Annotated in this window: 19 protein-coding genes; 9 read left to right on the top strand and 10 right to left on the bottom strand. The window is 57.3% G+C overall.

The features are described 5' to 3' along the window. Positions 1 to 210: 210 nt before the first annotated feature. Positions 211 to 1314, top strand: a complete 1104-nt coding sequence (locus DSM3645_RS21385; protein WP_002654661.1) for a glycoside hydrolase family 5 protein — start codon at positions 211 to 213, stop codon at positions 1312 to 1314. Positions 1315 to 1427: 113 nt separating this feature from the next. Here DSM3645_RS21385 and DSM3645_RS21390 read toward each other — a convergent pair whose 3' ends face one another. Continuing rightward, positions 1428 to 2099 (bottom strand): hypothetical protein, encoded by a 672-nt coding sequence (locus tag DSM3645_RS21390; RefSeq protein ID WP_002654662.1) that lies wholly within the window; start codon positions 2097 to 2099, stop codon positions 1428 to 1430. Positions 2100 to 2126: 27 nt separating this feature from the next. Next, positions 2127 to 2531 carry a VOC family protein gene (locus DSM3645_RS21395; RefSeq protein WP_002654663.1) on the bottom strand — a complete coding sequence of 135 codons (405 nt, stop codon included), beginning with the start codon at positions 2529 to 2531 and terminating at the stop codon, positions 2127 to 2129. Between the two features lie 171 nt (positions 2532 to 2702). Here DSM3645_RS21395 and DSM3645_RS21400 point away from each other — a divergent pair, with 171 nt between their 5' ends. The 3 genes from DSM3645_RS21400 to ychF all read left to right on the top strand — a co-directional run bounded on the left by DSM3645_RS21400 (position 2703) and on the right by ychF (position 6184). Continuing rightward, positions 2703 to 3965, top strand: coding sequence for a hypothetical protein (locus DSM3645_RS21400; RefSeq protein WP_002654664.1), 1263 nt, complete (start codon positions 2703 to 2705; stop codon positions 3963 to 3965). A 347-nt stretch (positions 3966 to 4312) separates the two neighbouring features. Continuing rightward, complete coding sequence (locus DSM3645_RS28765; protein ID WP_237564907.1) at positions 4313 to 4894, top strand: hypothetical protein; 582 nt, start codon at positions 4313 to 4315, stop codon at positions 4892 to 4894. A 198-nt stretch (positions 4895 to 5092) separates the two neighbouring features. Next, on the top strand, positions 5093 to 6184 hold the full coding sequence (ychF, locus tag DSM3645_RS21410; RefSeq protein ID WP_002654667.1) for a redox-regulated ATPase YchF: 1092 nt from the start codon (positions 5093 to 5095) through the stop codon (positions 6182 to 6184). A 20-nt stretch (positions 6185 to 6204) separates the two neighbouring features. Here the strand turns inward: ychF and DSM3645_RS21415 are convergent, their stop codons facing one another. From DSM3645_RS21415 to DSM3645_RS21425, 3 genes are all read right to left on the bottom strand, one after another. Further along, positions 6205 to 8637 (bottom strand): transglutaminase TgpA family protein, encoded by a 2433-nt coding sequence (locus tag DSM3645_RS21415; protein WP_002654668.1) that lies wholly within the window; start codon positions 8635 to 8637, stop codon positions 6205 to 6207. Continuing rightward, positions 8634 to 9818, bottom strand: coding sequence for a DUF58 domain-containing protein (locus DSM3645_RS21420; RefSeq protein WP_002654669.1), 1185 nt, complete (start codon positions 9816 to 9818; stop codon positions 8634 to 8636). The genes DSM3645_RS21415 and DSM3645_RS21420 overlap by 4 nt, the downstream gene beginning before the upstream one ends. A 96-nt stretch (positions 9819 to 9914) precedes the next feature. After that, entirely contained in the window at positions 9915 to 10856 is a 942-nt protein-coding gene (locus tag DSM3645_RS21425) for an AAA family ATPase (protein ID WP_002654670.1), read from the bottom strand. Positions 10857 to 11320: 464 nt separating this feature from the next. On the opposite strand from DSM3645_RS21425, the gene DSM3645_RS21430 reads away from it, so the two are divergent. After that, positions 11321 to 12439 carry a GNAT family N-acetyltransferase gene (locus tag DSM3645_RS21430; RefSeq protein WP_002654671.1) on the top strand — a complete coding sequence of 373 codons (1119 nt, stop codon included), beginning with the start codon at positions 11321 to 11323 and terminating at the stop codon, positions 12437 to 12439. A gap of 7 nt (positions 12440 to 12446) precedes the next feature. Here DSM3645_RS21430 and DSM3645_RS21435 read toward each other — a convergent pair whose 3' ends face one another. After that, positions 12447 to 15452, bottom strand: coding sequence for a hypothetical protein (locus tag DSM3645_RS21435; RefSeq protein WP_002654672.1), 3006 nt, complete (start codon positions 15450 to 15452; stop codon positions 12447 to 12449). Positions 15453 to 15771: 319 nt separating this feature from the next. Between DSM3645_RS21435 and DSM3645_RS21440 the strand changes: the two genes are divergently transcribed. Further along, the gene (locus DSM3645_RS21440; protein WP_002654673.1) at positions 15772 to 16008 is read left to right on the top strand and encodes a hypothetical protein; all 237 of its coding nucleotides are present in this window, start codon (positions 15772 to 15774) and stop codon (positions 16006 to 16008) included. Between the two features lie 255 nt (positions 16009 to 16263). Here DSM3645_RS21440 and DSM3645_RS21450 read toward each other — a convergent pair whose 3' ends face one another. Continuing rightward, positions 16264 to 17301 (bottom strand): hypothetical protein, encoded by a 1038-nt coding sequence (locus tag DSM3645_RS21450; protein WP_131282774.1) that lies wholly within the window; start codon positions 17299 to 17301, stop codon positions 16264 to 16266. Between the two features lie 221 nt (positions 17302 to 17522). Here DSM3645_RS21450 and DSM3645_RS30305 point away from each other — a divergent pair, with 221 nt between their 5' ends. The 3 genes from DSM3645_RS30305 to DSM3645_RS21460 all read left to right on the top strand — a co-directional run bounded on the left by DSM3645_RS30305 (position 17523) and on the right by DSM3645_RS21460 (position 19967). Then, the gene (locus DSM3645_RS30305) at positions 17523 to 17735 is read left to right on the top strand and encodes a hypothetical protein (RefSeq protein WP_131282776.1); all 213 of its coding nucleotides are present in this window, start codon (positions 17523 to 17525) and stop codon (positions 17733 to 17735) included. Positions 17736 to 18031: 296 nt separating this feature from the next. After that, entirely contained in the window at positions 18032 to 18997 is a 966-nt protein-coding gene (locus DSM3645_RS21455) for a transglutaminase-like domain-containing protein (protein WP_002654676.1), read from the top strand. Positions 18998 to 19001: 4 nt separating this feature from the next. Continuing rightward, positions 19002 to 19967, top strand: coding sequence for a transglutaminase-like domain-containing protein (locus tag DSM3645_RS21460; protein WP_002654677.1), 966 nt, complete (start codon positions 19002 to 19004; stop codon positions 19965 to 19967). A 301-nt stretch (positions 19968 to 20268) separates the two neighbouring features. On the opposite strand, the gene DSM3645_RS21465 is transcribed toward DSM3645_RS21460, so the two are convergent. The 3 genes from DSM3645_RS21465 to DSM3645_RS21475 all read right to left on the bottom strand — a co-directional run bounded on the left by DSM3645_RS21465 (position 20269) and on the right by DSM3645_RS21475 (position 23615). Then, the gene (locus DSM3645_RS21465) at positions 20269 to 20766 is read right to left on the bottom strand and encodes a peroxiredoxin family protein (protein WP_002654678.1); all 498 of its coding nucleotides are present in this window, start codon (positions 20764 to 20766) and stop codon (positions 20269 to 20271) included. Positions 20767 to 20929: 163 nt separating this feature from the next. Then, positions 20930 to 22654, bottom strand: coding sequence for a TlpA family protein disulfide reductase (locus DSM3645_RS28770; protein ID WP_161603398.1), 1725 nt, complete (start codon positions 22652 to 22654; stop codon positions 20930 to 20932). Positions 22655 to 22808: 154 nt separating this feature from the next. After that, positions 22809 to 23615 carry an SDR family NAD(P)-dependent oxidoreductase gene (locus DSM3645_RS21475; RefSeq protein WP_002654681.1) on the bottom strand — a complete coding sequence of 269 codons (807 nt, stop codon included), beginning with the start codon at positions 23613 to 23615 and terminating at the stop codon, positions 22809 to 22811. Positions 23616 to 23618 lie beyond the last annotated feature (3 nt).

Below are 23618 nucleotides of genomic sequence, written 5' to 3' on the forward strand. Positions count from 1 at the left end.
GTCAGTTAGAGGGATGAGATCGCCTGATTGCAGCCCCCCTCAGGCGCGGAACGAAACGCTGCGACTGGGGCGGCTTCGAATGGTTCGACATGCGAAGAATGTGAAGTAGAGTAGCGAAGCGCGAACACCTACGAGCTATCGAGAGAGACGCATAGTTATCTGTCGTTGTTGGGAATCAAAATCAGGTAAGGCGGTTAGAGGAATTTTTTCGTGAAACTCAATCGTCGACGATTTTGCCAAGCTACAACCGCTTCGCTCGGACTGTGGGGACTAGGGGACGAAGCAGACGCGCGATCACCGGTTGCGAGACCTTCGTTTCGGATCACGCTCAATCTTGCGGGCGCCGAATTTGGCGCCGACGCCAAGGACTTCTCCCAACAAAATCCTGGCGTTCTGGGGCGCGACTACACGTTTAACAATCAAGCGACCGTGCAATACTTTTGCCAGCGCGGCGTAAAGACTTTTCGCATTCCGTTCAACTGGGAGCGATTGCAGCCCAAGCTGCAAGGCCCGCTCGACGACGCCTATCTTGGCGGTCTCCAACAATTGCTCAGGTGGATCGCCGACGCCGGCGGCTCCGCCATTTTGGACCTGCACAACTATGGACGTTATCGTCTGTTCCGAGATGGGCGTCCCGTCGAAGCGATTCTGGGTCAAACGTCCAATGGCCGACAATTGCTGACGGTCGACGATTGGGCCGATCTTTGGCGCCGTCTCGCCAAACGACTGATCGACGACCCAACCGTTGTGGCCTACGGGATCATGAATGAGCCTCACGATATGCAGGGGCTCGACTGGATTGCGGCGTCCAACAACGTCGTCGCGGCGATTCGCGAGATTGATGCGCTTCGTTGGATTTCGGTGGGGGGCGCAGACTGGTCGAGTTCGCAAAACTTTGTCAGCGCCAACGGCGGGAAGAACTGGATCCGCGACCCATCAAACAGGACGATCTACGAGGCGCACGCTTATTTTGATGCTGACCGTAGCGGCAAGTATCAACTGACCTTCGAGCAAGAATTGGCGCGAGATCCCGATATTTGGAAGCGCCCGCAAAAAGTGCTGCAGCCGTTTTTGACTTGGTGCCGCACCAACGGCGTCTTTGGCTATGTGGGTGAGATCGGCGTTCCGAACACCGGCGATCCATGGCGCGTCCTGCTTGCCGACGCGATCCGCCTAATCAAAACCGCAGACTGCGCGGTCGGATATTGGGCCGCCGGCGACTGGTGGAACGACTATCCGCTTTCGGTTCAGCCCAAAACGTTCGATGCGCCGCTTCCCGCGCCGTTGGCCATCACGGTGGAAAACATGCGTTAGGTCGATCGCCTTTTCAAGGTGATCGCGGCCCACCATGCCCGACAGCGCAAGCAAAAGCCGCCTGCCTTTTTGTGCAGACGGCTTTGCAACTCGAGAAGAAAAAGGGAGCGTGACTATTTGTCGTCGGTCGCGACTTCTTCTTTAGTGCGGACTTCGCTGCTGATGACGGCGGCGGTTTTCGACTTCTCTTCTTTCTGCTCGTCGGTTGGCGGTTTCGGCATTTGTTCGGCGATCGCGGCCAGCATCGCTTCGTGCAGTTTCGGCGTCAGGGCCGCTTCGACCTGCGATGCGACTTTCGCCGTTTCGGCTTTGACTTCGGCTGACAGCTTTTCGGTCGCGGCGGCGATTTGAGTTTTCGCTTCGGTTTTGATTTCGGCGACAGCCGTCGCGATCTGCTTTTTCATCGCATCGGTCTCGGCGGCCAACTTCGCTTCCGCTTCGCTACGGAGCTTCGCGATTTGGGCGGCGGTTTCTTGCTTCAACTTTTCGGCTTCGGCGGCCAATGCCGATTTCGCCGCTTTGCGCATGTCGACCAGCGCCGCATCAACTTGCGATTTCAACGCGGTCGCTTCCGCTTGAATCTGCTCGGTCGTTTCGGCTTGCAGTTGCTCGGCGGTTTCCGCTTTGGCGGCGGCGACTTGGGCGTTTAACTCCCAGCGCAGCTGCGCCGAGACTTCGGCTTTGATCCGCTCGCGGCGGCGGCCGAAGATGCCTGCTTCGAGATCGGCGACCGTCCCCAGTGCGAGGGCGATGACCAGGGGAAATACGATTTGGGTTGCGTTCATAAAAGTGACTCCCAGGGGAAAGTTTGGCTAGGGTAGAAAGGGGGGATCAGCAGGGTAAACGGCGACCTCGATCGGGTTGCCGTCTGGATCGTGAAAAAAGGTCTGGTGAATTCCGCCGGCGTTCACGCGTTGAATAAACGGGATCGCATGGGCTTGCAGGATTTCGACAATGGTCGTCGGGTCATCCACTTCAAACGCCAAATGATTGGCCCGCGTGTCGATCGCGCCAACATCTTGCTGGTTGGCGGCGCTCCGCTGGATCACATGCATCTGGATCCCGTAGGCGACCAACCAGGCGCCGCGGAAATCAAACGGCGGGCGCTCGACTTCGCGAAACCCGAGTACGTCGCGATAAAAATCACGACTTATATCCGAGTCAGCGGCGGAAACAGCTATGTGTTGCAGCCGACGAATCGGCAAGGGAGGCGTCATAAGGCGGGACTGGGTAAAATCGATCGGGCGGAATTCCGCGAAATTGGCAGGACAAATAGTATAACTAGGCGATTGGGGCGAATAACAGGGTCAATCTGCTAGATTCGCCAACTCGTGACGAATAGTAAGTAAATAAGGCGCCTCTTTTTCTCTGGTCGAAAGTGAAAAGTCATGCGGACGATTCTTTTGACGCTGCTAATATTCGCTTCTACGGCGACCTTGGCAGCAGCAGTCGAACCGGCTGCCGGGAAGGTCGCCCCGGTTGAACACTCGGAGGACGTCGATTCTGACCATCGTACGGATCCACTCTACACGTCGCCAACGCATGTGCTTTCGCAATACTTTGGCCGCCGCCGATCTGGACTGCTGACCAGCGGCATGGAGAATGTGGTCGGCATAACCGCAACGGGACTTTCGCCGTTGATGGTGTTATCGGTAACCGGTCCGATCGTCTACTTCACAACCAGTGCACCGGATCGCGGCGAGCTCTTTTTCTTTTACCAACCCTGGTTCTGGATCATCACCGGCATCTGCAGTTTGATCGTGATCCTGAAAGACACGATTCTGACGTTTGCAAGTTATTTAAAATCGCCGCTCGATGTCTTGGGGTCGCTCTTCAATTTCGTTGGGTTCTTGTTCGGCTTTCGCCTGATCATCTATTTGTTGGGGGCCGATCTAGGAAATGACCCGAGTCTGGCGGAGAAGTTTTTAACCTATCTAACAATCGTCGTGATGCTCGGCTTCTATGCTGCGATTTGGATTTTCGGCAATCTGGTCGAAGTGATCATCCTCCTCTCTCCTTTCCCGCTGGTCGACACGACGCTTCGTTTTTCGCGGATCGCGATTGTGGTGGTGATGTACGTTTTGTGCTGGATTCATCCGCTGCTCGGGCTGATGTTCGCGTTACCGATATTGATCATCGCCGCGTTGACGCTCAACCGATCGCTACAGGCGCTAAAGCTGAGCGCGCGAATCGGCTGGGACCTGGTCGCATGGCGTCGCTATCGGCTGTCGCCCGCTGCGGAGTCGTTGACCGCTTTTACGGTGATCAGCTTGCCGCGGACTCCTTGGTTCACGTTGGGGCAGTTGGTCAAAAAAGAAAATGGCTGGCATTTTCGCTACCGGCGATTTTTGATCGGGCCGCGTGTCGACAATCTCGTCGACCTGACAAATCTGCAAATCGTCAAAGGGACGCTTTCCTCGCTGGCGGTTCAAAAGCAGGACGAGAGGTCGCGCCTCCTCTTGCGTTTCCCACCAGGCTATCGCGGCCAAGAGGAAACGCTCGCGCAGATCCTGGGAGGCGAGACGGCTGATTGGTCGGCGATAACGAAGATCCGGGATATATGGAAGAATGGGCGATGGCCTTTTTCGCGCAAATCGGCGGCCAAAGAAATTGTAAATTGCGATCAACCGCAACCAACCAACAGCCGATAACTTGACCTATCAACAAACTACAAAGAGAAGGGGTTCGCCCTTTCTTTTAGGGCCGTCGTGTTCCTGCCCCACACGACGGCCTTTATTTTTTTCTTGGCTGAAAAGCCGCCGCTGCTAGCGGAGCCGACCTGGAAAACTTTGCCGGTTGTGCGGATTTTCTCGATTGGCGGAATTCTAACGCCGATAGTGATCGTAACGGAATTTACGCCGTGATCTTACGCGCCCGTTCCCCCCGCCGTCAGCAAAGAGGTATTTCTCCGATGCGACTTTCAGCAATCGTGGCCATTTTCAGTATGGCGATCGTCCTTGGTTCGGCCCAATTCGCGTCGTGCCAATCCTACGGCCCTATGCCCACAACGTCTTGCGGAGACGCATGCGGACCAACTTGTGGTCCGACCTGCAACCATGGTTGCGCACCGTTCAAGTTGTGCCTGCCGTTGATTTCACCGAAAGCTTTGCTGGGCTGCCTGCATAAGAAAGTGACTTGCGGCGCCGGTTGCGGCGACGAAGTTTATTGGGGCGAATGGTGGTCCGATCCCCCGAAGTGTGATCCTTGCGATTGCCACGGCAACTGGATCGGTCAAAATCCAGGCCGGATCTGCCGCCCTGGCTTGGCCGGCGTGCGGTACGGTCAGCGCGGATGCGGCTGCGGTGCTTGCGGCGGAAGCGGCTGCACCTGCGGCAATACCTGCGGCGGCGACTGCGGCCCTGATTGCGGCTGCGGCGGACACGCCCATTCGCAGGGAACTCCGCACTATGCGACCCCGCAGCAAGGCGAGATCATCTACGAAAGCGGCCCGACCACCACGATGGGCCGGCCAACCTACTCCGCGCCTTCCTACGAGACGTCCACTTACCCGACCTCGATGACCACTCGGAGCGGAGCCAGTCAGCGCAACCCCCGAAATTTGGGGCGAGGCTCCTACTAGGGCTCGGCGGCTTCGATCCCTCGAAGCAAAGACGAAATTCACGAAAAAGCGTCGATCAAGCCCGATCGACGCTTTTTTCGTCTGGCCGCAGCCGCAAACGCCGGGTCGGCAGCACCGCTTACCGGTGGGGCATTTTTGGGTAGAATCTACGGCTCGGCACAGTTCACTCCGTCCCTCTGCTTATGAAGTCAGCCTGCTATGGAAGCTGGAATCGTCGGTCTTCCCAACGTCGGTAAATCGACGCTGTTTAACGCCTTGACCGCCGCAGGCATCGCCAGCGAGAACTATCCCTTCTGCACGATCGAACCCAATGTCGGGATCGTTCCGGTCCCCGATGAGCGTCTCGAAATCATTCAGTCGTTCATCAAGACGCAGAAGGTGATTCCGGCCGTTTTGCAATTGGTCGATATCGCCGGCATCGTCCGCGGCGCCTCGGAAGGGGAAGGCCTGGGGAACAAGTTCCTGTCGCACATCCGCGAAGTCGACGCGATCGTCCATGTCGTCCGTTGCTTCGCCGACTCGGACGTGATCCATGTTGACGGCTCGGTCGATCCGATTCGCGATATCGAAACTATCGATACCGAACTGATGCTGGCCGATTTGCAGACGGTCGAATCGTCGAAAGATCGCGCCGCCAAGTCGGCTCGCTCCGGCGACAAAGAGGCTAAGGCGCGCGTCGAACTGCTCGAGCAATGTTACGCCGTCCTGTCCGCAGGGAAGCCGGTCCGTTCGATGTCGTTTCCTGATCCGGAAACGGAGAAGCGGGCTCGCGGACTCGGACTGATCACCGCTAAAAAAGTTCTCTACCTGGCCAACGTTGACGAAGACAACCTGACCGGCGAAGGAGAACTGGTCGCCAAAGTCCGCGCTCGAGCCGCCGAAGAAGAGGGCGAAGTCGTGCCGGTTTGCGCCCGACTCGAAGCGGAATTGATCGAGCTAGACGCCGCGGATCGTCAGGAAATGCTAGAGAGCGTGGGACTAACCGAACCGGCGCTGCATACGTTCGCTCGTTCCGCTTACAAGCTGCTCGGCCTGCAAAGCTATTTCACCGCTGGTGAAAAAGAAGTCCGCGCTTGGACGATTCCGATCGGCGCCACCGCGCCGCAAGCGGCCGGCGTGATTCACTCCGATTTCGAGCGCGGTTTCATTCGGTCCGAAACCTACTCGGTCGCCGACCTGGAACAATTGCACTCGGAAAAAGCGATTCGCGATGCAGGCAAAATGCGCGTCGAAGGCAAGCAGTACGTCATGAAAGATGGCGACGTTTGCCACTTCTTGTTTAACGTGTAATCGCTTTCGCCTAGCGGCTGCTAAAATCGGGGCGACCGATCGAGTTGATCGAGTTCCACTTGCAGCGTCGTCAGGCGATCCTCGATACCGGACAGCGCCTCTTCGCTGAGGACAGCGCCCCCAAAGCGAACGCGATAGTACGCTTCGACGACCGGCGCGATCGCGTCCATCGCCACCGGCGTTAGACGAGCACGGAGCGAATCGACAAATTCGTACGGAGTTTGCCCCGGCGCGCGGCGCATCCCGCGTCTCGCCAGACGGCGTTCGAGTTGCAAATAGAACGTGACGCCGTGGCGGTTAAAGTGCAATTGCCGACGAACCCAGCGCCACAACGGCTGCCCAAAACGCCGGATAAACCAGCGCGAACTTTGGTAGATGCCGAATCCGGCGATCGTGCAAAAAATGGTCAACAAGCTCATGTACCAGCTGAACCACTCCCCTTCGATGTCCACGCCGACGCTGGCCGCTTTTTCTTTCACCCACAGGCGCCATTCCTCGTAGTTAAACCAATCGCCCAGCGGCCGCCAGATGCGATCGGCGAACGGTTTGTAAATCGCGTTCTCTTGGCGTTCTGAGTTCATTTCTACTACGTAGTCGCGCCACATCAGCTCGAGATAATCGAACCAATCGAGGGCTTTGCTCAGCATCCCCCCCTTCTCTTCATAGACCACTTCCGTTTCGCCGCTGGGAGTGGGATCCAAGCGGAGCCAGGCGCCGGTCGGATAGTTCTCACGCACCGACTCTGGCAAATCTTTCTGTGGAATGTACGCTTCGACCCACGCATGAGCGTGCATTTGCTTGACGGCGTAGTAATTGCCAACCGAGTTATATTCGCCCCCTTTGTATCCCACGACGATACGCGACGGAATCCGCTGGTATCGCAGCATCAGCGCCATCGCGCCGGCGAAATATTCGCAGTGCCCAGAACGATGATTGACCAGAAAATCTTCGAGCGGGTCAAGGTTGGGATCGCGAACGCGCGGATCAATCTCTAACGTGTACGAAAAGCCCCCTTCATCGGTGAAGAAACGCTCGATCGCCTGGGCGACTTCAAAGTCATTTTTCTGATCGACGTTGGCGCTCTCGACGACATTGCGCGTCGTTTGCTGCAATTCCCCGAACGCGAAAACTTCAACTTTCTCCAACGAATCGAGATAGCTCTTCGTACGCCAATCGAGTTTTGTCTTGTCCTCGTCGCGACTCTCCAGCGCCAGCAAGCGATTTTCGAGTTCAGCGGGTCGCCAGGGAATCAACACGTTGTACTGCGACGGCTTGGCTCCGAGCGCATCGGACGCCGCGAACGACAAAAATCCGGCCAGCCGATCGTCGATGATTTCGCTGGAAGTCAATTGATCGCGATAGGCGGGATAGACGCTAAACAACAAATGTCCGTGAGCTGTTTGCACGAGGCGCGTGCGAGGATTCAGCACCACGAGTTGCCGCACCATCTCGACGTTGGGCGGAGCCGCCGGCAATTGCGTTGCGCCTTCGTCATCAGGAGAATACGTGGTGATCCAGCTGGAGGTCTGAATTTGATAGCGATTCAGCACCGTGCCGCGAAAATAAGGCTCCAGCGGCGATTCTTTGGGAGTGTCGGTTACGGGACTGCGAAATGCGACCCGCATCACCATCTCGTCGCTTTGCAGGATTCTTCCCATTCGATCGAACGAAATCTGATCTTTGAAGCCGGTTTCGCGGAGCCCGCCGGCTAAGCCGCCTCCCCATTGATCACGACTGGGACGTGGAAATGCGTAGAAGCAGACAACCGTGGCGATCAGCGTGACGATTCCCAACTTGCAAACCTGAACGAACATTTGCCAGCTAGAAAATACGGTCGCCAGATTTTTCGGCAGACGCGATTCCAACAGCACCGCTTCGGTCATGACGCCGCCGCCATCCCCTGCTTCGTCGCGCGAACCAAATAGCGCAAAGACCGGGCGATTGTCGATCGCATCATGTTCCGCTTTTAAGATCGGGTCGACGCGAACCGTCTCGCGATAGATGAAGAACAGACTGAGCGTCGTCAATGCGGCCAACATATAGGCGACCAACATAAAACCGAACGAAACGTTCAAGTTGAGCGCAGCGGCGACCACGACTTGCAGCAAACTAAGGACGCACAGGTGCCAATAGACGCGCGTCGATTTGCGTTGAAACAAGAGTACGATCTGCAGATAGATCAACAACTTGGCGATCGCCTGCAGCTTTTCGGTGCTGTTGCCTGGCCAGAAATCGGAAATCGAAAACGCGACGGCCAACAACGCGGCGACATTGGCCAGATTTCGATTCAGGCTGAACCAACGTTGAATATCGGTGACATAGACCGAAATAAACGCCGCCAACACCGCGGCGATCGGCAGCGCCGCGTCGTCCGTTTCGCCTCCGCCGAGCAACATCGCTCCCAGCGCCGCAAGAACCGCCACGCTAATTTGCAATAAGCGTTCGACCTTCATGACGACTCCTTTGCGCCGCTGATTTGGGCGCCATCGACAAAGAGATTCGTCAGTTCATCTCGCGCGTCCGACAAACAAATAACGCGTCCGATTTCGGATCGCACTTTGTGATCGTTCCAAACTTCTTGGAAAGTGTTGGTGTCCGACAACTCCAGATTGCGAGAGCTGAGCAGGACCACTTTTCCCGTGCGGCCGACGCGGAGCGCGTCGAGCAGACAACCATCGATCGACTTGTGCGGCGCAGGCGTGACTTCGGCCAATATCGTCATCGCTTCATGAACGAACGCCTGAGAAACCGACCCATGCAGGCTCTTCGTTTTGGCGCCGGCGCAGGCCAGATACATTTGGCAGCCGCCGACCGCAGAGAGATCGGCGACCACTGACGCCGCAATACTCACGATGCGTTCGACGCTGGCTTCTTCCTGGGGAGTCGGTTGCGGCGAAACCCAAGCGTCGACAATGATGGTGACGTCCTGCTCACTCTGTTTCTCAAACTGCCGCACGACCAATTGATTGCGTTTGGCGGTGGTTCGCCAGTGAATCCATTGCTTCGGGTCGCCGGTTCGCCACTCGCGCAGGCCGTAAAAGTCGCCCTCATGCAAACCGTGCGTGCGGCGACTCGCCGCATAGCCGGAGCGATCATCCTGAATCAAACGCCGCCAAGCAGGGGTCAAGTGTCCAATCCGCGGATAGACGATCAAGTCGTCGATTTCGCCGATCTTGAGCGTGTTACGAATCAATCCCAAGGGAAACGCCGTCGACGTTTCTAAGGGGCCTACGCGATATCGTCCGCGGTGCTGCACCCGAGCGCGATAGGTGGACGATTCCGGAATGCCGTTCCGGACGCGCGCGAAAAAGACTTCGACATCGCAAGACTCGCCGATCTTCGGGCCGTCGACCGCTTCGATCACATCACAGGCGACAACCGCATAGACGGCCCCTCGCCCAGAGTTTTCGACGCGCAGCTCTACCAAGAGGGGATCGCCGGCACACACCGAGTGAGAGAGCTTGCGTGAGAATTTGAGCCGGCGCAACGATCCCTGAACGACGCGCCAGTTGTAAAGCAAAGGGCCGACCATCATGCAGGCCAGGACCATCAGCAACTGGAAGTTGCGAATCATAGCGCCAACCACAATGAACGTCATCACGAGGAGATAGTAAGTCCCTTCGCGAGTGATCATGGAGCCCTGTCTGCTCCAGAACGACATTCGTACCTCCTCAAGCGCGTTTGAATGGGATGGTCGAACTCTATCGGTCGGCTGCCGCTGTCGGCCGACTTAGGTCGGAACCGCTACTTCATCGACAATTCGACTCACGATCGTCTCCACCGCTTCACGTTGACCAGCGTGGAGGTAACCCTTGGGAATCACGCGGTGGGCGAGCACCGAAACGGCTAGCTGTTTCACATCATCCGGAACGACAAACTCGCGGCCTTCAATCATCGCCAAGCTTTGCGCCGCGCGATACAGGCTGATCGCCGCTCGGGTACTAGCGCCAACTTGTAAGTCATCCGTGTCGCGGGTCGCTTCGATAATATCGAGCAAATATTCGTGGATCGAATCGTTCATCTCGATTTCGCGCACCGCCGCTTGCAACTGCTTGATCTGATCGCTGTGCAAGACTGGGGTCAATTCGGTCACCGGTTCGCCGCGACGATGCGACTCCAGAATCTGCCGTTCGGCGGCGCGATCGGGATAGCCCATCGAGATTCGCATCAAGAATCGATCGAGTTGGCTTTCGGGAAGAGGATAGGTCCCTTCAAACTCGAACGGGTTTTGCGTCGCAATCACCATGAACGGCGTCGGCAGATCATGCGTCACGCCGTCAACTGACACTTGGTTATCGCTCATCGCTTCCAGCAGCGCACTTTGCGTCCGCGGCGACGTCCGGTTGATCTCGTCGGCGATCACGATGTTCGCGAAGATCGGCCCACGGTGAAACACAAATTCGTGCGTCTTCGTGTTGAATACGTTCGACCCGACAATATCGCTTGGCAAAAGATCGGGCGTGAACTGCAGACGACAGAAATCACCGTCCAGGCTCCGCGCTAACGCTTTGCCGACCAAAGTCTTGCCAACTCCGGGAACATCTTCTAACAGGAGATGTTCGCCTGCGAGAAGCGTAATGAGACACTTTCGAACGACCTCTGACTTGCCTAGAACGACGCGGGAAATGCTGTTTTCCAGTTCCGCGACGAGACTCGTTAACTCCGCCGGCATTCAGGGCTCCTTCTCGGGCCGTTGTGATCGTCATTGCAAATCAAGTTGTGGGTACGACCGCCACTTGGTGACCATTATATCCAGATTTGTTTTGTGCGCAACGATACGGAGCCCGCAATTCCGCTGCGTGTCTCCGCTTACCGCTTTGCCAACTAGACGGGGGGACTATTCGACATTATTAGCAGATCTCGCACATTCGACACTTTATTTGTTCCCCTGCCTGATGATCTATTCCGTCGCTCCCCAATCGAACTGGCTGTTGCGGGTCGTAACGCCGCATCGGATAACCGGAATGCGTTTCCTTTTTTCAACACGCAAAATAAGGATTTGTAGCGTTCAATTTCGACGTAATCTCCTAATACGACACATGTTTGTCGATGCGGCCTCCGTTTGGGCTTGCCGCCGGCCCAGGATTTGCAATTTATTGTAATTCGTTTCTCTACTCCTGCGCCGGATTCGACTCTATGACCGAAGTGGTCGAAATCAACGATCTCAGCGAACTTGCCGCCTATGCGACGGTCTGGAGAACGCTCTTTCTCCGCATGCCGCGGGCGACATTTTTCCAGACTTATGCATGGCTATGCGCCTATTGGAAGCATTTTGGGGCAGATCAACGGCTGCGTGTGCTGCTTGTCTACGCTTCCGGTGAACCGATCGGAATTCTGCCGCTAGTCGTGCGCCGCGAACAAACGCGTCTCGGCTCGTTTCGCGTACTTACCTACCCGCTAGCCGATTGGGGTTCTTACTACGGACCGATCGGCAGCGACGGCGCCGCAACTTTGGCCGTTGGACTCCGCTATTTGGCCCAATCCAGGCGAGACTGGGATTTGCTCGATCTGCGCTGGATCGAAATGGAAGCGGTCGATCGCGGACGGACCGAAAACGCATTTCGCCTAGCTGGGATGTCGTCGCTGGTGACTCCCTGGAAAGAGATCTCTATTGTCGATCTGCCGAATTCCTGGGAGAGCTATCTCGAGACGCGCAAACCAAAATTCCGGCAAAATGTTCGGCGATTGATCCGACGGGGAGAAACGACGGGGATCGAATTTGTCCGTTACCGCCCTGACGCGCAGCCCAGTGGATCGGTGGAAGAGAGTTGGTCGATATTCGAGGAGTGTCTCGACGTAGCCGCGAAAAGCTGGCAAGGCTCCTCCGATTCTGGCACCACGTTGTCGCATGCAGCGGTCCAAGGTTATTTTCGCGACACCCACGAGGCCGCGACACGCCTTGGCATGCTGGATATCGGTTATCTGCTTCACGAAGGGAAAATGGTCGCCTTTGGCTACAAGTACCATCACCAGGGCGAAATCCAGGCGATGCGCGTCGGCCACGACCCCGCGTATCAGGCGCTTGGCCTGGGAACGTTGCAGTACGCCCATGGAATTATGGACAGCATCTCCCTGGGCCAACGCCGCATCGACATCGGGCCGAATCACTTAGAAACGAAAGCGAACTGGCGGACGAACTTGCTGATGAGCTATCGGATCTGTCATCACTCGCAATGGATGATGCGAGCCCAGGCGCTTCGTCTGCACCGCTGGTTAAAGTTTCGCCGCAATCCTGAGCCAGAATCGCTCGAGTAGCTCGCAGCTACGGCGTCTCCGTTTCCTGCGGAACGATGCCGGAATCGATCACCATCAGATCAGCCCAGAAGAACGGATGATCCGCAGTCTCTGGCGGCTTTAAATCTCCAAGTACGCGCAACCGGGGTTCGTGCGCTGCATCGAGCGGAGCACTGCGAACCTCGGCAATCGCTTCCTGCCAGGCTTGGCTCGCAGGCAGGCGATCGATGCGAGCGCCGATTCCGGCGGTCATTCGCACGGCCGCGTCTCCGGCGCTATGCCAACGACTGAGGACCAATGTCTGCGTTCCGCCGCTGTAGGTTCCCATGGCGGCGGCGAAGATTTCGTCTCCGTTGCCCCCGCGTTTCAGACTATCTTCGGCGGCGGTATGAAAGCCCGGCAAATAAACCGTTTGCGGCGTCGCCAGCGGCAAGGGAAACCAACTTCCCAGATCGCTGCCCGGCTTGCCGCGATCAATTTGCGCGAGCGACCAACCGTAAGGGAGCGATTCGAGATCTTCGATATCATCCAACACCACCAGATTGTCCCAGGTTTTCCCCAACAAACTGGTTGGGCCCGGCGTCTTCTTATCGAGTCGCGCCGCGGCGGCGAACGCCGGCGACAGCTTGTCGTAGTAGAAATTGGTCGCTTCCGCGTCGTCGCGCACGTAAAGTCGTCCTGAAACGATCGCCGAGAGGAGCGGACGTCGGCGTTTATCGATTTCCGGAATCGCCAACGAAGCCAACGGCGCGTAACGAATCCGCACCTTTTCGGTCAGCGGCAGCGAGCCGCCGGCTCCATCATCGAGATGGAGCATCTCGACCGGCACGTACCACAGCGGTCCGTCCGGCACGACGATCAACTCTTCATATTGGTCAAAAAATCCGGCTTTCAGTGTCGGCATCAGCGTCAACAACAACTTCGCCGAGTTCGCTTTCCAAGCTTCGTCGTTGAGCGTGGCGACATCGATCGGGCCATCTTTTTTTAATAGTCCCATCGAGCGAAAGAGCTCGACGATCTGCTTCTTAAGATCGCTAGGATTTTCGATTTTCCAATAGACGTAATCCTCTTTCGTAAACAGAAACGCAAAGACGCCGCCGGAGGAGTTGAAGAAGGCGAGAACCACTTGCTTCTCGCTCAGCTTCTCGCGCAGTTCCTTCGTCGTTCGCAGCGGGGGAAAGAGGAACGTGCTGCGATCACGACGCAGCGACACTTCGCCCAACTTCGTCTCGATGACCATCGTCGCTTCGGCGAGTTGCTCGAGCAGCTTTTCCTGGGCGACAAATTGCTCTTTTTCGATCGCTTGCGGCGGCAGTTCTTTCAATTGCTTGCGGATGTCTTCGGTTCGATCGAGCGCGGTCTTCAAGACCGGATATTTGGTGAGCAAATCCTGACGTTGCAAGCGTGCGTCGGTCGACAAGCTTGTCTCCGGCGCGTCGAGAATCCAGCGGAGCGCCATCTCGCGACCGCCCAGCGGGAGCGTCGCAAAATAGCGAATGCGACGAATTCGATCGGCGATTTCCAGCGCCAACTCTGGCTGCTTACGTTCTAAGGCCGAATAGAACCAACGCTCCAGCGCCACGCCATTCGGATTTAACTGATACGTAATCGTGTCTAACGGATCGGTCGCCCAGTCGGAGTCGGTCGGTTCGCGCAACAAATTGTCATACAGCAATTGGGCGCTTCGTTCGGTCAGCACGTTCGCGGCGAACCACTCGTTGGTCAAAATCGTTTGAAAGATCCGGAGCGACACGACGCGTTGAATTCGGACCGCATCGTTGAGAGACGCGCTCCCCGCGATCATGTTGCCGCGTTGGAACTCCATCAGCGCCAGTTGATAGGCGTAGCGAGCGCCGACGCGGCCGGTCATCATGTCGGTTCGATTCATCGCGCGGCGCGCTTCGTTCAGTGCGGCTCCTGCTTTGTTAGCGTCTCCGGCGCACGAATAGTGCTCGGCCAGAGCGATCAAGACGGTCCCCTTCAAGACGTTAAACTTGCCAAAGTTGCGCCACGCGGCGGCTGTCGCGAGATACTGGGAAACCTGGTTCGGCTTACTGATCAGATGGACGCTTCCCAACAGGGCGAACGCTTCGGCGGCGATGTCATATTGGCCAAAGGCGATCGCCGGATACGTCGCTTCGACAAAGTAGGTCTCGGCGGCTTCCAGATTTTTTTGCTCCAGCGCTAGTCGCCCCAATTCCAACAAGCCGATCGCGGTCAACGGATGATCGTATTGTCCGCCGATCGTCAGGCTGCGCTGGATGGTCGGGATCGCATCCCGCAGTTTGCCGGCGGTCGCTTGCGCCAGCCCCAGTTGCATATCGACCCAGACGCCCAACCAATGGTTTGGCGGCGCCGGCCGGCGCTGCAGCGCCGTGATTAAGTTTTTGTTGAGCGGGTCACTTTCGCCGAGCGGCCCCAGGAGTTGTCGCCGTCGACTAATCGCCAAAGCCAGGCAACGCGCGATCTCGCCAGCCCGAATCGGATGGTATTGCTGCGCCATAAACGTGCCGCCGTTGTTCACGACGTTCCGATTTTGTTCCGGGCTATTCCCTTGCAACGAAAGCAACGTATCCGGGAACTTGCCGATCGCAGTCGTGCGCGCCGAAGGCCCCCACGTAATCGACGAACGAGGGTCGCTGCTGACCGGCCCGATCGCCTGCACGGTGTCGGTGCTCAGCCGCATCATCCAGTCAGAGTGTTGCAAATACAGGAGGACCGCGGCGTTGTACTGTTCCAGCGCTTTCGCGTTGGCCCCCATCTGGTAATAGCACTCTCCGCGCATCGTCGCATAGCAGATCGAATCGACCCACCGCCCGTTGGCCGTGACTACCGCGGTCGACGAGACGTTGTCGAAGACGTTGAGCGCTTCTTTAAACTCGCCGGCGTAAAGCGGTGAGAAGCCGAGAAAGAAGGCGTTGTTCGGCTTCGTCGCATCCCCATTTCGCTGCGCCTGCACGGCGCCAGCAGGCCCGGCGGCGACAAAAATCAAAGAGCAGGCGATCAGCCAACCGGTGAGAGGGCGTGATGTCATGAAGTGATTTCCCGGTAGCTAGCATGAAGTGGGGGAGCGTGCGCAAGTCATTTCATTATAAACGATTACCTATTCCCACCCCACAAAAATGCGGCATTTGAGGCCGGACAGACTGCAAATCTACGTCGGTCCCGCTGGACATCTGGGAAAATGAACCGGTTTTTCGGGTTAATCGGTTTAAGTCTCCCCTCGGGTTCGGACGATACGGATAGTGGCGATAATACCGAGAACCAGCTCGGAGTCTCCCTGCTCTAGATTCATCACCGGCGCCGTTTGGCGCCGCTTTAACGGACCGCACAACCAGCGGAGTATTCCCACAATGGTCAAACGACAAGCCTGGATGAAGGCCGCCTTGGTTTGCGGCATGACGGTCATCGCCGCCGCCGCTACCGGCTGCCAAATCGATGTCGGCGGTCAAACGCTTCCCAGCCCGTACTATATGACGGACGACGTCCAGTACTATCCGAAGGGCCCAGAATTCATTCTGCAGCGCGAAGCGGACCAAATGCAGGCCACGCTGGCCGAACAGGCCGAACTGCAAGGCGAAGGCTACTAACAGCCGCTCCCCACAAAACCGTACCAACGACGCCGTGCTCGAGAAAACTCGCAGCACGGCGTTTTGCTGCGCGGTCGGAAAAACCTGGATGGCCCGACCCGACTGTTCGATATTCGCTGCGGTTGTGATAGCGACATTGGGTTTCGCCAACCGAGACGAAGCGAGTATCGGCCGGAAATCGACGCGAATGGCGTCGCATCTTGCGAAAGCACCCCGGCCAGTTCTGAACCAACTGCCCGAACGATCCAATGGCGACTAGAGCGAAACGACTTCCGCTTCCACCGGCTCCACCGCCGGCGTCACATCCCCAAACCGCAGCACTTCGCGGGCCTGGGTCATGATGCAACTGTTGCAGATGTACTGGTTAAAATCATGCTCTTTTCCCATCAACCGCGCGGTATTGTACTGCTGGACTTTGCTCCAGCCTTCGCTCGATAGTCCGCCGGCGCCGGCGTAACCCATCGCTTTGTTGCCGTGACCAGCGACCAGCCAATACCGCTTGAGCACCGGATCGGCGCTGTTGTAGTAGTTGAGCAGCTTCTCGACACGTGAGAGTCCATCTCCACTACTGCAATAGGGAGAGAACGCGCCGCTAGAAGTCGCCGCGGCGAAGAAGACGACGCGATAGTCGACCGTCGAGCGGTTCTCCAACACGCGGCCGTTCAACCTGCCGCCGGCTTGCAGTTGCAAAGCGCCGGTGACAACCCGAGCGCCCAGGCTAAACGCCGAGATGCTGACTTGCTCATCGGCCGGCATTTGCGAAAGAAACCAGGCCAGATAGTAAGCGTCGGAGTCGGCTCGCTCGGTGTTGCGGCGGATGCTGGCCAACGACTTGGCGTCTTTCTGGGTCGGCCATGACCAGATGACATACCGAATATGACGCTCTGGCTCCCAGTCGCGGGTCAGTTCGTGATACGTCGCCCAACCGCGGCGCTTGGTCCACCAGGTATCCATCCAATTGCCGTGGACAAAGATCGACGTGCAATCGAACGTGTCGCCGGCGACCGCTTCTTCCAGCGATGACTCGACCCAGCCGAGTCCGCCATCGTACCGCTGCACCGACATCCGCTCGACCGGCAGTTCAAATCCGCAGCCGCTCGGCAAGCAGCGCGTCGAGATCAGATAGACTTCGTCCCCCGGTCGAATCGCTTCCTGATAGTTCGGGCAGCAATAGCCGCCGGCGCTCGCGCGGAAGTCGGCTTGGGCGGAGCGTGCAGAAACGATCACGGCCATCACAAGTAGGCAGAGAATCGATAATAACGATTGTCGTAACAGCAAGGATCGTAGGGGCATGGCAGTAGTGATACGAGCGGTGCTTAACTGTGAAAATAAATCGACTACGGTCCCTTTGTCGGCTAGCAAGGGGGTCGTGGTGTAGTCGCAACTTGAATGTTGCGAATTTTTCGCGCGTTGCGTTTGCACATCATGGTTCCTGATGTAGTGTTGCTTGCCCACAGTTTCGAACACGTTTATTTATTGACTCGCCAACATTCCATTTGCGGAGGATTTCTGCAATGAAACGTTCCATGCTGTTGCTTTCCAGCGCGATGCTGGTCGTGGCGGTTGTCGGCTGTCGCAGCGGTATGGGTTGGCGTCAGTCCGAGCCGTGCTGCGGCGGTTCCGAATTTTCCGGCCCTTCCGTTTCCTCGTACCCCTCCTACGATGAGGGCGTATTGATGCAGCCGTCTGGCGCTACGACCCAAATCCTGCCATCCCCCCGCCAATAAGCGTCACGCCCTCCTAGGCATTCCGCTCACCGTCGCCTTCGCAAGACGCACCTGTCTAGCGAAGGCGTTTTTTGTTTCGAACCCGAAAATCCTTTGGAGCGAATGATCCGATTAGGCCGTTTCCGCCGCGCAATCTGCATCACCACTACGAGCGCGGGTTCTTTTCGGTCGAATCGCTACCGACCATAACGGCATATTTTGAGCGGAGAGCGTCTCTGAATTACAATCAACTAGTAACCTCCGCCCAATCGTGCGCGCTTCCCTGTTCTGAGAATCTTACCGAAAGAGGTGTCCTGGTGCGACAACTCACTCCGCTGGCCGCCGCCGTGATGTTACTTTTGGCGACGACGCAACTCTCCGCTCAATTCGAGAAGGTGCAGCCTTCCGAATCCAAAAACGCGCCAATTTTGGGAGAAGCCCGGACCAGCCGTTATCAGGTCGGCATGACGATCGAAGCGGTTGGCGGCGATTGCGTCGGGCTTTACGGCACTATCCCGATCCCGGCCGATTGGCCCGAACAAACGGTTCGCCTGGTCGAAGAAGAAGTTTCGACCGAGTCGCGGATCGGCTATCGCATGCTGGAGAACTCGGTCAAGCAGATGATGGTCAGCGTGCCTTCGCTGCGTCGCGGCGAGACCGGCGGCGCCGTGATCACGCTGGAGGTCGAAGTTCGCTCGGCTCAACCTCCGGCCGATCTGACCGGCGTAAAAATCCCCAAACGTCCCCCCAGCGATATTCGCCGCTATCTTGGCTCCAGCCCCAGCATCGAATCACGGCATAGCTCGATTCGCAAAAAGGCTCGCGAGATTTTGGAGGGAGTCGAAGGGGACTGGCAAAAAGTAGAGAAGCTTTACGACTGGGTCCGCGACAACATCTCGTACGAAAGTCAAAAATCAACCACCGCCGTCACCGCGCTGCGCAAAGGCACCGGCGACTTTGAAGATCTGACCGGTTTGTTCATCGCACTTTGCCGCGCTGCGGATGTCCCGGCTCGCACGGTCTGGGTTCCCGGCGCTAGTTACGCCGAGTTCTACTTGGAAGACGCCAACGAAGAAGGCCATTGGTATCCAGCGCAGGTCGCCGGCACGAGAGCCTTCGGCTTCATGCCCGATCCGCGGCCGATCTTGCAAAAGGGAGACAACTTTCGCGTGCCGGAGAAAAACGAACCGGTTCGTTTTGTCGCCGAGTACTTGACCGGCAAAAAAAGCCCCAACGGCGGCAAACCCCGGGTGACCTTCATTCGCGAAGAGCCGGGGAGCTAATCGGATGCGTACGCTGGCGATCGGACTTGCGATTTGGATCGCGCTCGCGGCGACAGCCGCAGCGCAGTTCGAAAAAGCAGGCGAACCAAAGATGCTGACCGGGGACGACGTCACCGTGCAGATGATCGAAGTCGGATTTCATCTCGACGTGTCCGGTCTCGCCCAAGGGATTGTCGCGACCTTTCCGGTGCCGACCGATTGGCCCGAGCAAACGGTTCGTCTGGTCGAGAAACGTCTAAAAAACGTCCGCGAGCAGGACATCACCTTCGATATGCTAGGCGAGACCAAGCAGGCTCAGGTCTTGGTGCGAGCCCTTTCGCCGCATGAAGACGCCGAGGCGATCTTGGTTTACGAAGTCGCTCGCCGCGGCGTGATCATGCCGTCTCAGCCCGAGAAGTTGACGGCGCCGGCGCTGCGTGAGTTGGATCGCAGCATGCGAGTCTATCTGAGCCCAGGACCGGCGATTGAGAGTAATCACTCCAAGATCACCAAGCTCTCCGCCCAACTAACGCCGCCCGGCGGAACCGACTGGGACAAACTCGCGGCGTTCTATGATTACATCCACGAGCATGTCCAATACGAAAACGGCCCGCTGAAAGGCGCCGTCGCAGCGCTCGAAGAAGGTCGCGGCGATTGCGAAGAGATGACCGCGCTGTTTGTCGCCCTTTGTCGAGCCGCCAAAATTCCGGCGCGCACCGTCTGGGTGCCGGGACATTGCTATCCCGAGGTCTATCTCAATTCGGCGCTCGGCGAGCCGCACTGGATAGTCGCCGAAATGACCAATCAATTTCCCCTCGGCGAGTCGCCAGAGACGCGTCCCATCTTGCAGAAAGGGGACAACTTCCGCGTCCAGGGAAGTCGTCGACCAGAGCACTACGTCAAACCGACGCTACAGATGAAAAACTATCTAGGAACCACGCCGCCGATCGTCCAATGGTTCCCCCCGCCCGGCGTCGAACCGCCGCGCTGATCGCGAGCCCCAACGTCTCTTCGTAGCTCGAACCGCAAGCTTTGAAGTTGCGACATTTCGAATCAATCGGACACTACCCAATCCGCGAGCAAGGGAGTAGGGCTGGCGATTCGAACACGGATTGAAGTGGCCAACCGCATTCCCTCGCTAGCGCTGGCGGGCTAGTGTGACGGTTTTTCGCTTGATTCCTACCCTGTTTTACCGCTCGTCATCCGTGGCTTCGCCGCGCTCTATTCTTCTCTTCCACCAAATAGCGCAACTTCAATACCCGCGATGCGGGCAACGAAGAGAAAGAATGCGTTTATTTCAGGGCGCCCAAAATCTTATCGGCCAACGGACGATCGGGCTTGGTGCCGGGCAACACCTGGGCGATCTTCCCCTCGGCGTCGATGATGTAAGTAGTGAATCCTTCCGAGCTGTACCGTTTGGTTTGGACCGCCGTCAGGTCTAGTCCCAGCGGGAACTTGGCGCCGGTGATTTTCTGCACCTCTGCCAAACCCTTTTCGCCATCTTCCTCTTCGCGGAAGATCACTAACACTTCGGCGCCGGCTTCTTTGATTTTGTCGTAGTTGGCCTGAATGTCTTTGATTTGCTTCATGCAATAGGGACACCAATGGGCTCGGTTGAACGCGAGCACCAACTTCTTCCCCCGGAAGTCATCCAGCTTGATCATCGCTTCGTCGACGGTCTCGACTTCAAAGTCGGGCGCGACGGCGCCGACCTTCAATTCTTCGGCCGAAAGAGGTCCGACGATAAGCGTCGCGAGCAAGAGCGTTGCGATCGATAGAGACGTTTTCATGATGAGCTCCCAATGAAGATGGAGTGCGTTTTCCCGAGACAGATTCTATCCGCCACTCCTATCGGTTCATTGTAGGCGATCCAACGCAGCCGGTTCGAAAAAAGAAAAACGGAACCGAAAAGGCTCCGTTTTTACGCTGGACAGTTTTTAATTGGCGAGATTCTTAACGAATCGGCCCGGTTCCGGCGTTGGCGCTCGCTGCGGCGGCGCCGCCGTTCGCTGGCGCTTGTTGAGCGAAAATGCTCTCCAGCACTTCTCCCAGCCGTTCGCCGCGGGGATTGATTTCGATCACTTTCCCCTCCGGGTCGACCAGCACCAAGAATGGAATCCCATCGACGCCGCAGTGCACCGCGTTCACGTTGTTGAAACCGGTCGCATTCGGATCGTTGCTAATCACCGTGGTCCATGGAAGTTGCCGTTTGGCGAAGAACGCTTCGAGCGCCTTCGGATCTTCGTCGAGATTGACGCCAACCACTTCAAATCCACGTTCGCGGTATTTGACAAAGTTCTCCTGGATGTTCGGAATCTCTTGCAAACAAGGCCCGCACCAGGTCGCCCAGAAATCGATCAGAACATAACGGCCGCGATAGTCGGCCCAGTTAAACGGCGTGCCGTCTAGATTGGCGCCCACCAACGGCATCGGTTGCCCGATCAAGGCCAGGCGTTTGTTGGCGCTCGTCGCGCTTTCGATAATCGCCGCGGCGATTTCTTTGTTGGGATGGTTGCTGTAGTTGTTCAGTAACAGATCGTTCACCGCTTTGGCGAGCGCCATCCGATTGAACTCTTCCATCTTCTGTTCGATTGCTTGAATCGTGGTCACCGGCTCCACCGATTCCGGACCAAACGAATTGACCAATTGCTGCATCAGCTGCAACATTTCTTGACCGCGGACATCATCGCCGTTGGCGGCGTCCATCATTGCGCCGAAGATTTTCCATTGCAAAATATGATCGTCCAAACCAACCGAAGCTTCAGCCAACTCTTTGTCTTGGCTCTTGGTGAAGTTCTGGCGAGCGGTGCTCAAAATCTCGACCGCGACGTCCGAATGTCCCATCTGGCCAAAGACGTTGGCCGCATTCATGGCGACTTCCAAATGCTGCATCGATGCGCCCGGATCGCCGATGATCGCCAATGCGTCTTCTTTGACCATGCTTCCCAATTCTTGCTTACCGGAAGCGAAATCTTGCAGCATGTACTCAAACATGTACAACATGCCAAAGGTACGCAGCGTGCGATCCTGATCTTGCGTCAGCTTTTGCGCCAACGCCGTGCGCTCGGCGATCAATTTTTCGGACTGATCCGGATTGATCTGCGCCAACACTTCGTAAGCATGAAACTTGAACTGCAACGCGTCGCGAAGTTGATCGGACGTCGCATTAGGAATGGCCAGCAAGCGATCGGCCGCTTCCATGATGTTTCCATAGACCTTGTTGGCGAACTCGTGCAGCTCTTTCTGCGACGCCGTGTTGGGGAAGTTCGTTTCGCTGACCGCGGTCATGTATTTCAGCAACTCGACCGGATCGTTTTGCGGAATCTTATTGATGTCGACGGCCGCGTCCAACTCGGCGGCCGAAATCGGCGGCGGCATCTGGGGAGCGGCGGCGTCGGGCTGTTTCATCACGACTTGATTGGCGGCGTCGGCGGTCGGATTGCCGGTCGCGGCAGGATTGCCGGTGGTCGTCGCGCCTACCTGAGCAGGGCTGACCGCTTTCGGCGGCGTAACGGCAGGCGCTTCAGCAGTAGGAGCGGCGGCGCTGGAAGGCGCCGCTGGAACGCTGGCCGTCGGTACGGCGTCGCCGCCGCCGCAACCGGCGAAACTCAATAGGGCGCAAGCGGCGCTGCTAACGGCCAAGGTAGGGAGCCAAGGTAGGAAGTTTAGCTTTCGCATCGAACATGCCTCAATGAAAACGCGGCGGGAGTCGTATCCACATCCGTTTGGAAAGAGCGACCCAGGCGTCGCATCGTGCGGGATTCTAGGAGAATGGCGACAGGAAAGCAGCGCCGATTTTCGCGCAAAACTCGGCATTTTTGCGAGGAAATGACTAACTGCTAGCACCGAACTCGTCGCCGGCGTAGATCGTTCGTCCGCCGTCCACCGGCAAGCAAACCCCGGTCACAAAGGGATTTTCGGCCAGAAACAGCACCGCATGGGCCAGGTACTCTGGCTCCCCTTGGCGTTTGACCAGGGTTCTGGCGATATCTCGCGCGATTTTCTCTTCCGACGCGTCAGGCGGCTGCATGACTTGGCCCGGCAAGATTGCGTTGACGCGAATCCCAGGATTGCGTGTTGCTAGCTCGACCGCCAAGCTGCGGGTCATCGTCGGAATCGCTCCTTTGGAGGGAAAGTAATTCGCGTAATCGGGATAGGGACGCACCATTGACCAATCGCCGATGTTGATGATCGCGCCCCCTTTCGGCTGGTCGATCATTCGCCGGCCGGCCGCCTGACAACAGAGAAAGGTACCGACGGTATTGACGTCCAACTGTTGTCGCAGGTCGGCGGCGGTTACTTTGTCAAATCGCAAGGGTGACCAAATCGCCGCCGTGTTCACCAGCACGTCGATCCGCCCAAAGTAGAAATGAATGCTGTCAAACATCGTGTGAACAGCCGCTTCATCGGCCAGATCGGCGACAAAGGCCTTCGCTTCAATGTCGCGCTCACGCAGCATCGCGGCCGTCTCTTCCGCTTCGTCCAGCGACGAGTTGGCGTGCAGCGCGATGCGGTAACCATGCTCGGCCAAAGAGAGCGCCACAGTTTTGCCGACGCGATCGGCGCCGCTGCCGGTCACAACGGCGACCGGCTGCGGATTGCCAAACAGCGAGATCAGTTTTTCTTGCGAAACGGTCATAGC

Origin of the sequence: Blastopirellula marina DSM 3645, assembly GCF_000153105.1 — a bacterium.
GTDB classification, from domain to species: Bacteria; Planctomycetota; Planctomycetia; order Pirellulales; family Pirellulaceae; genus Blastopirellula; species Blastopirellula marina.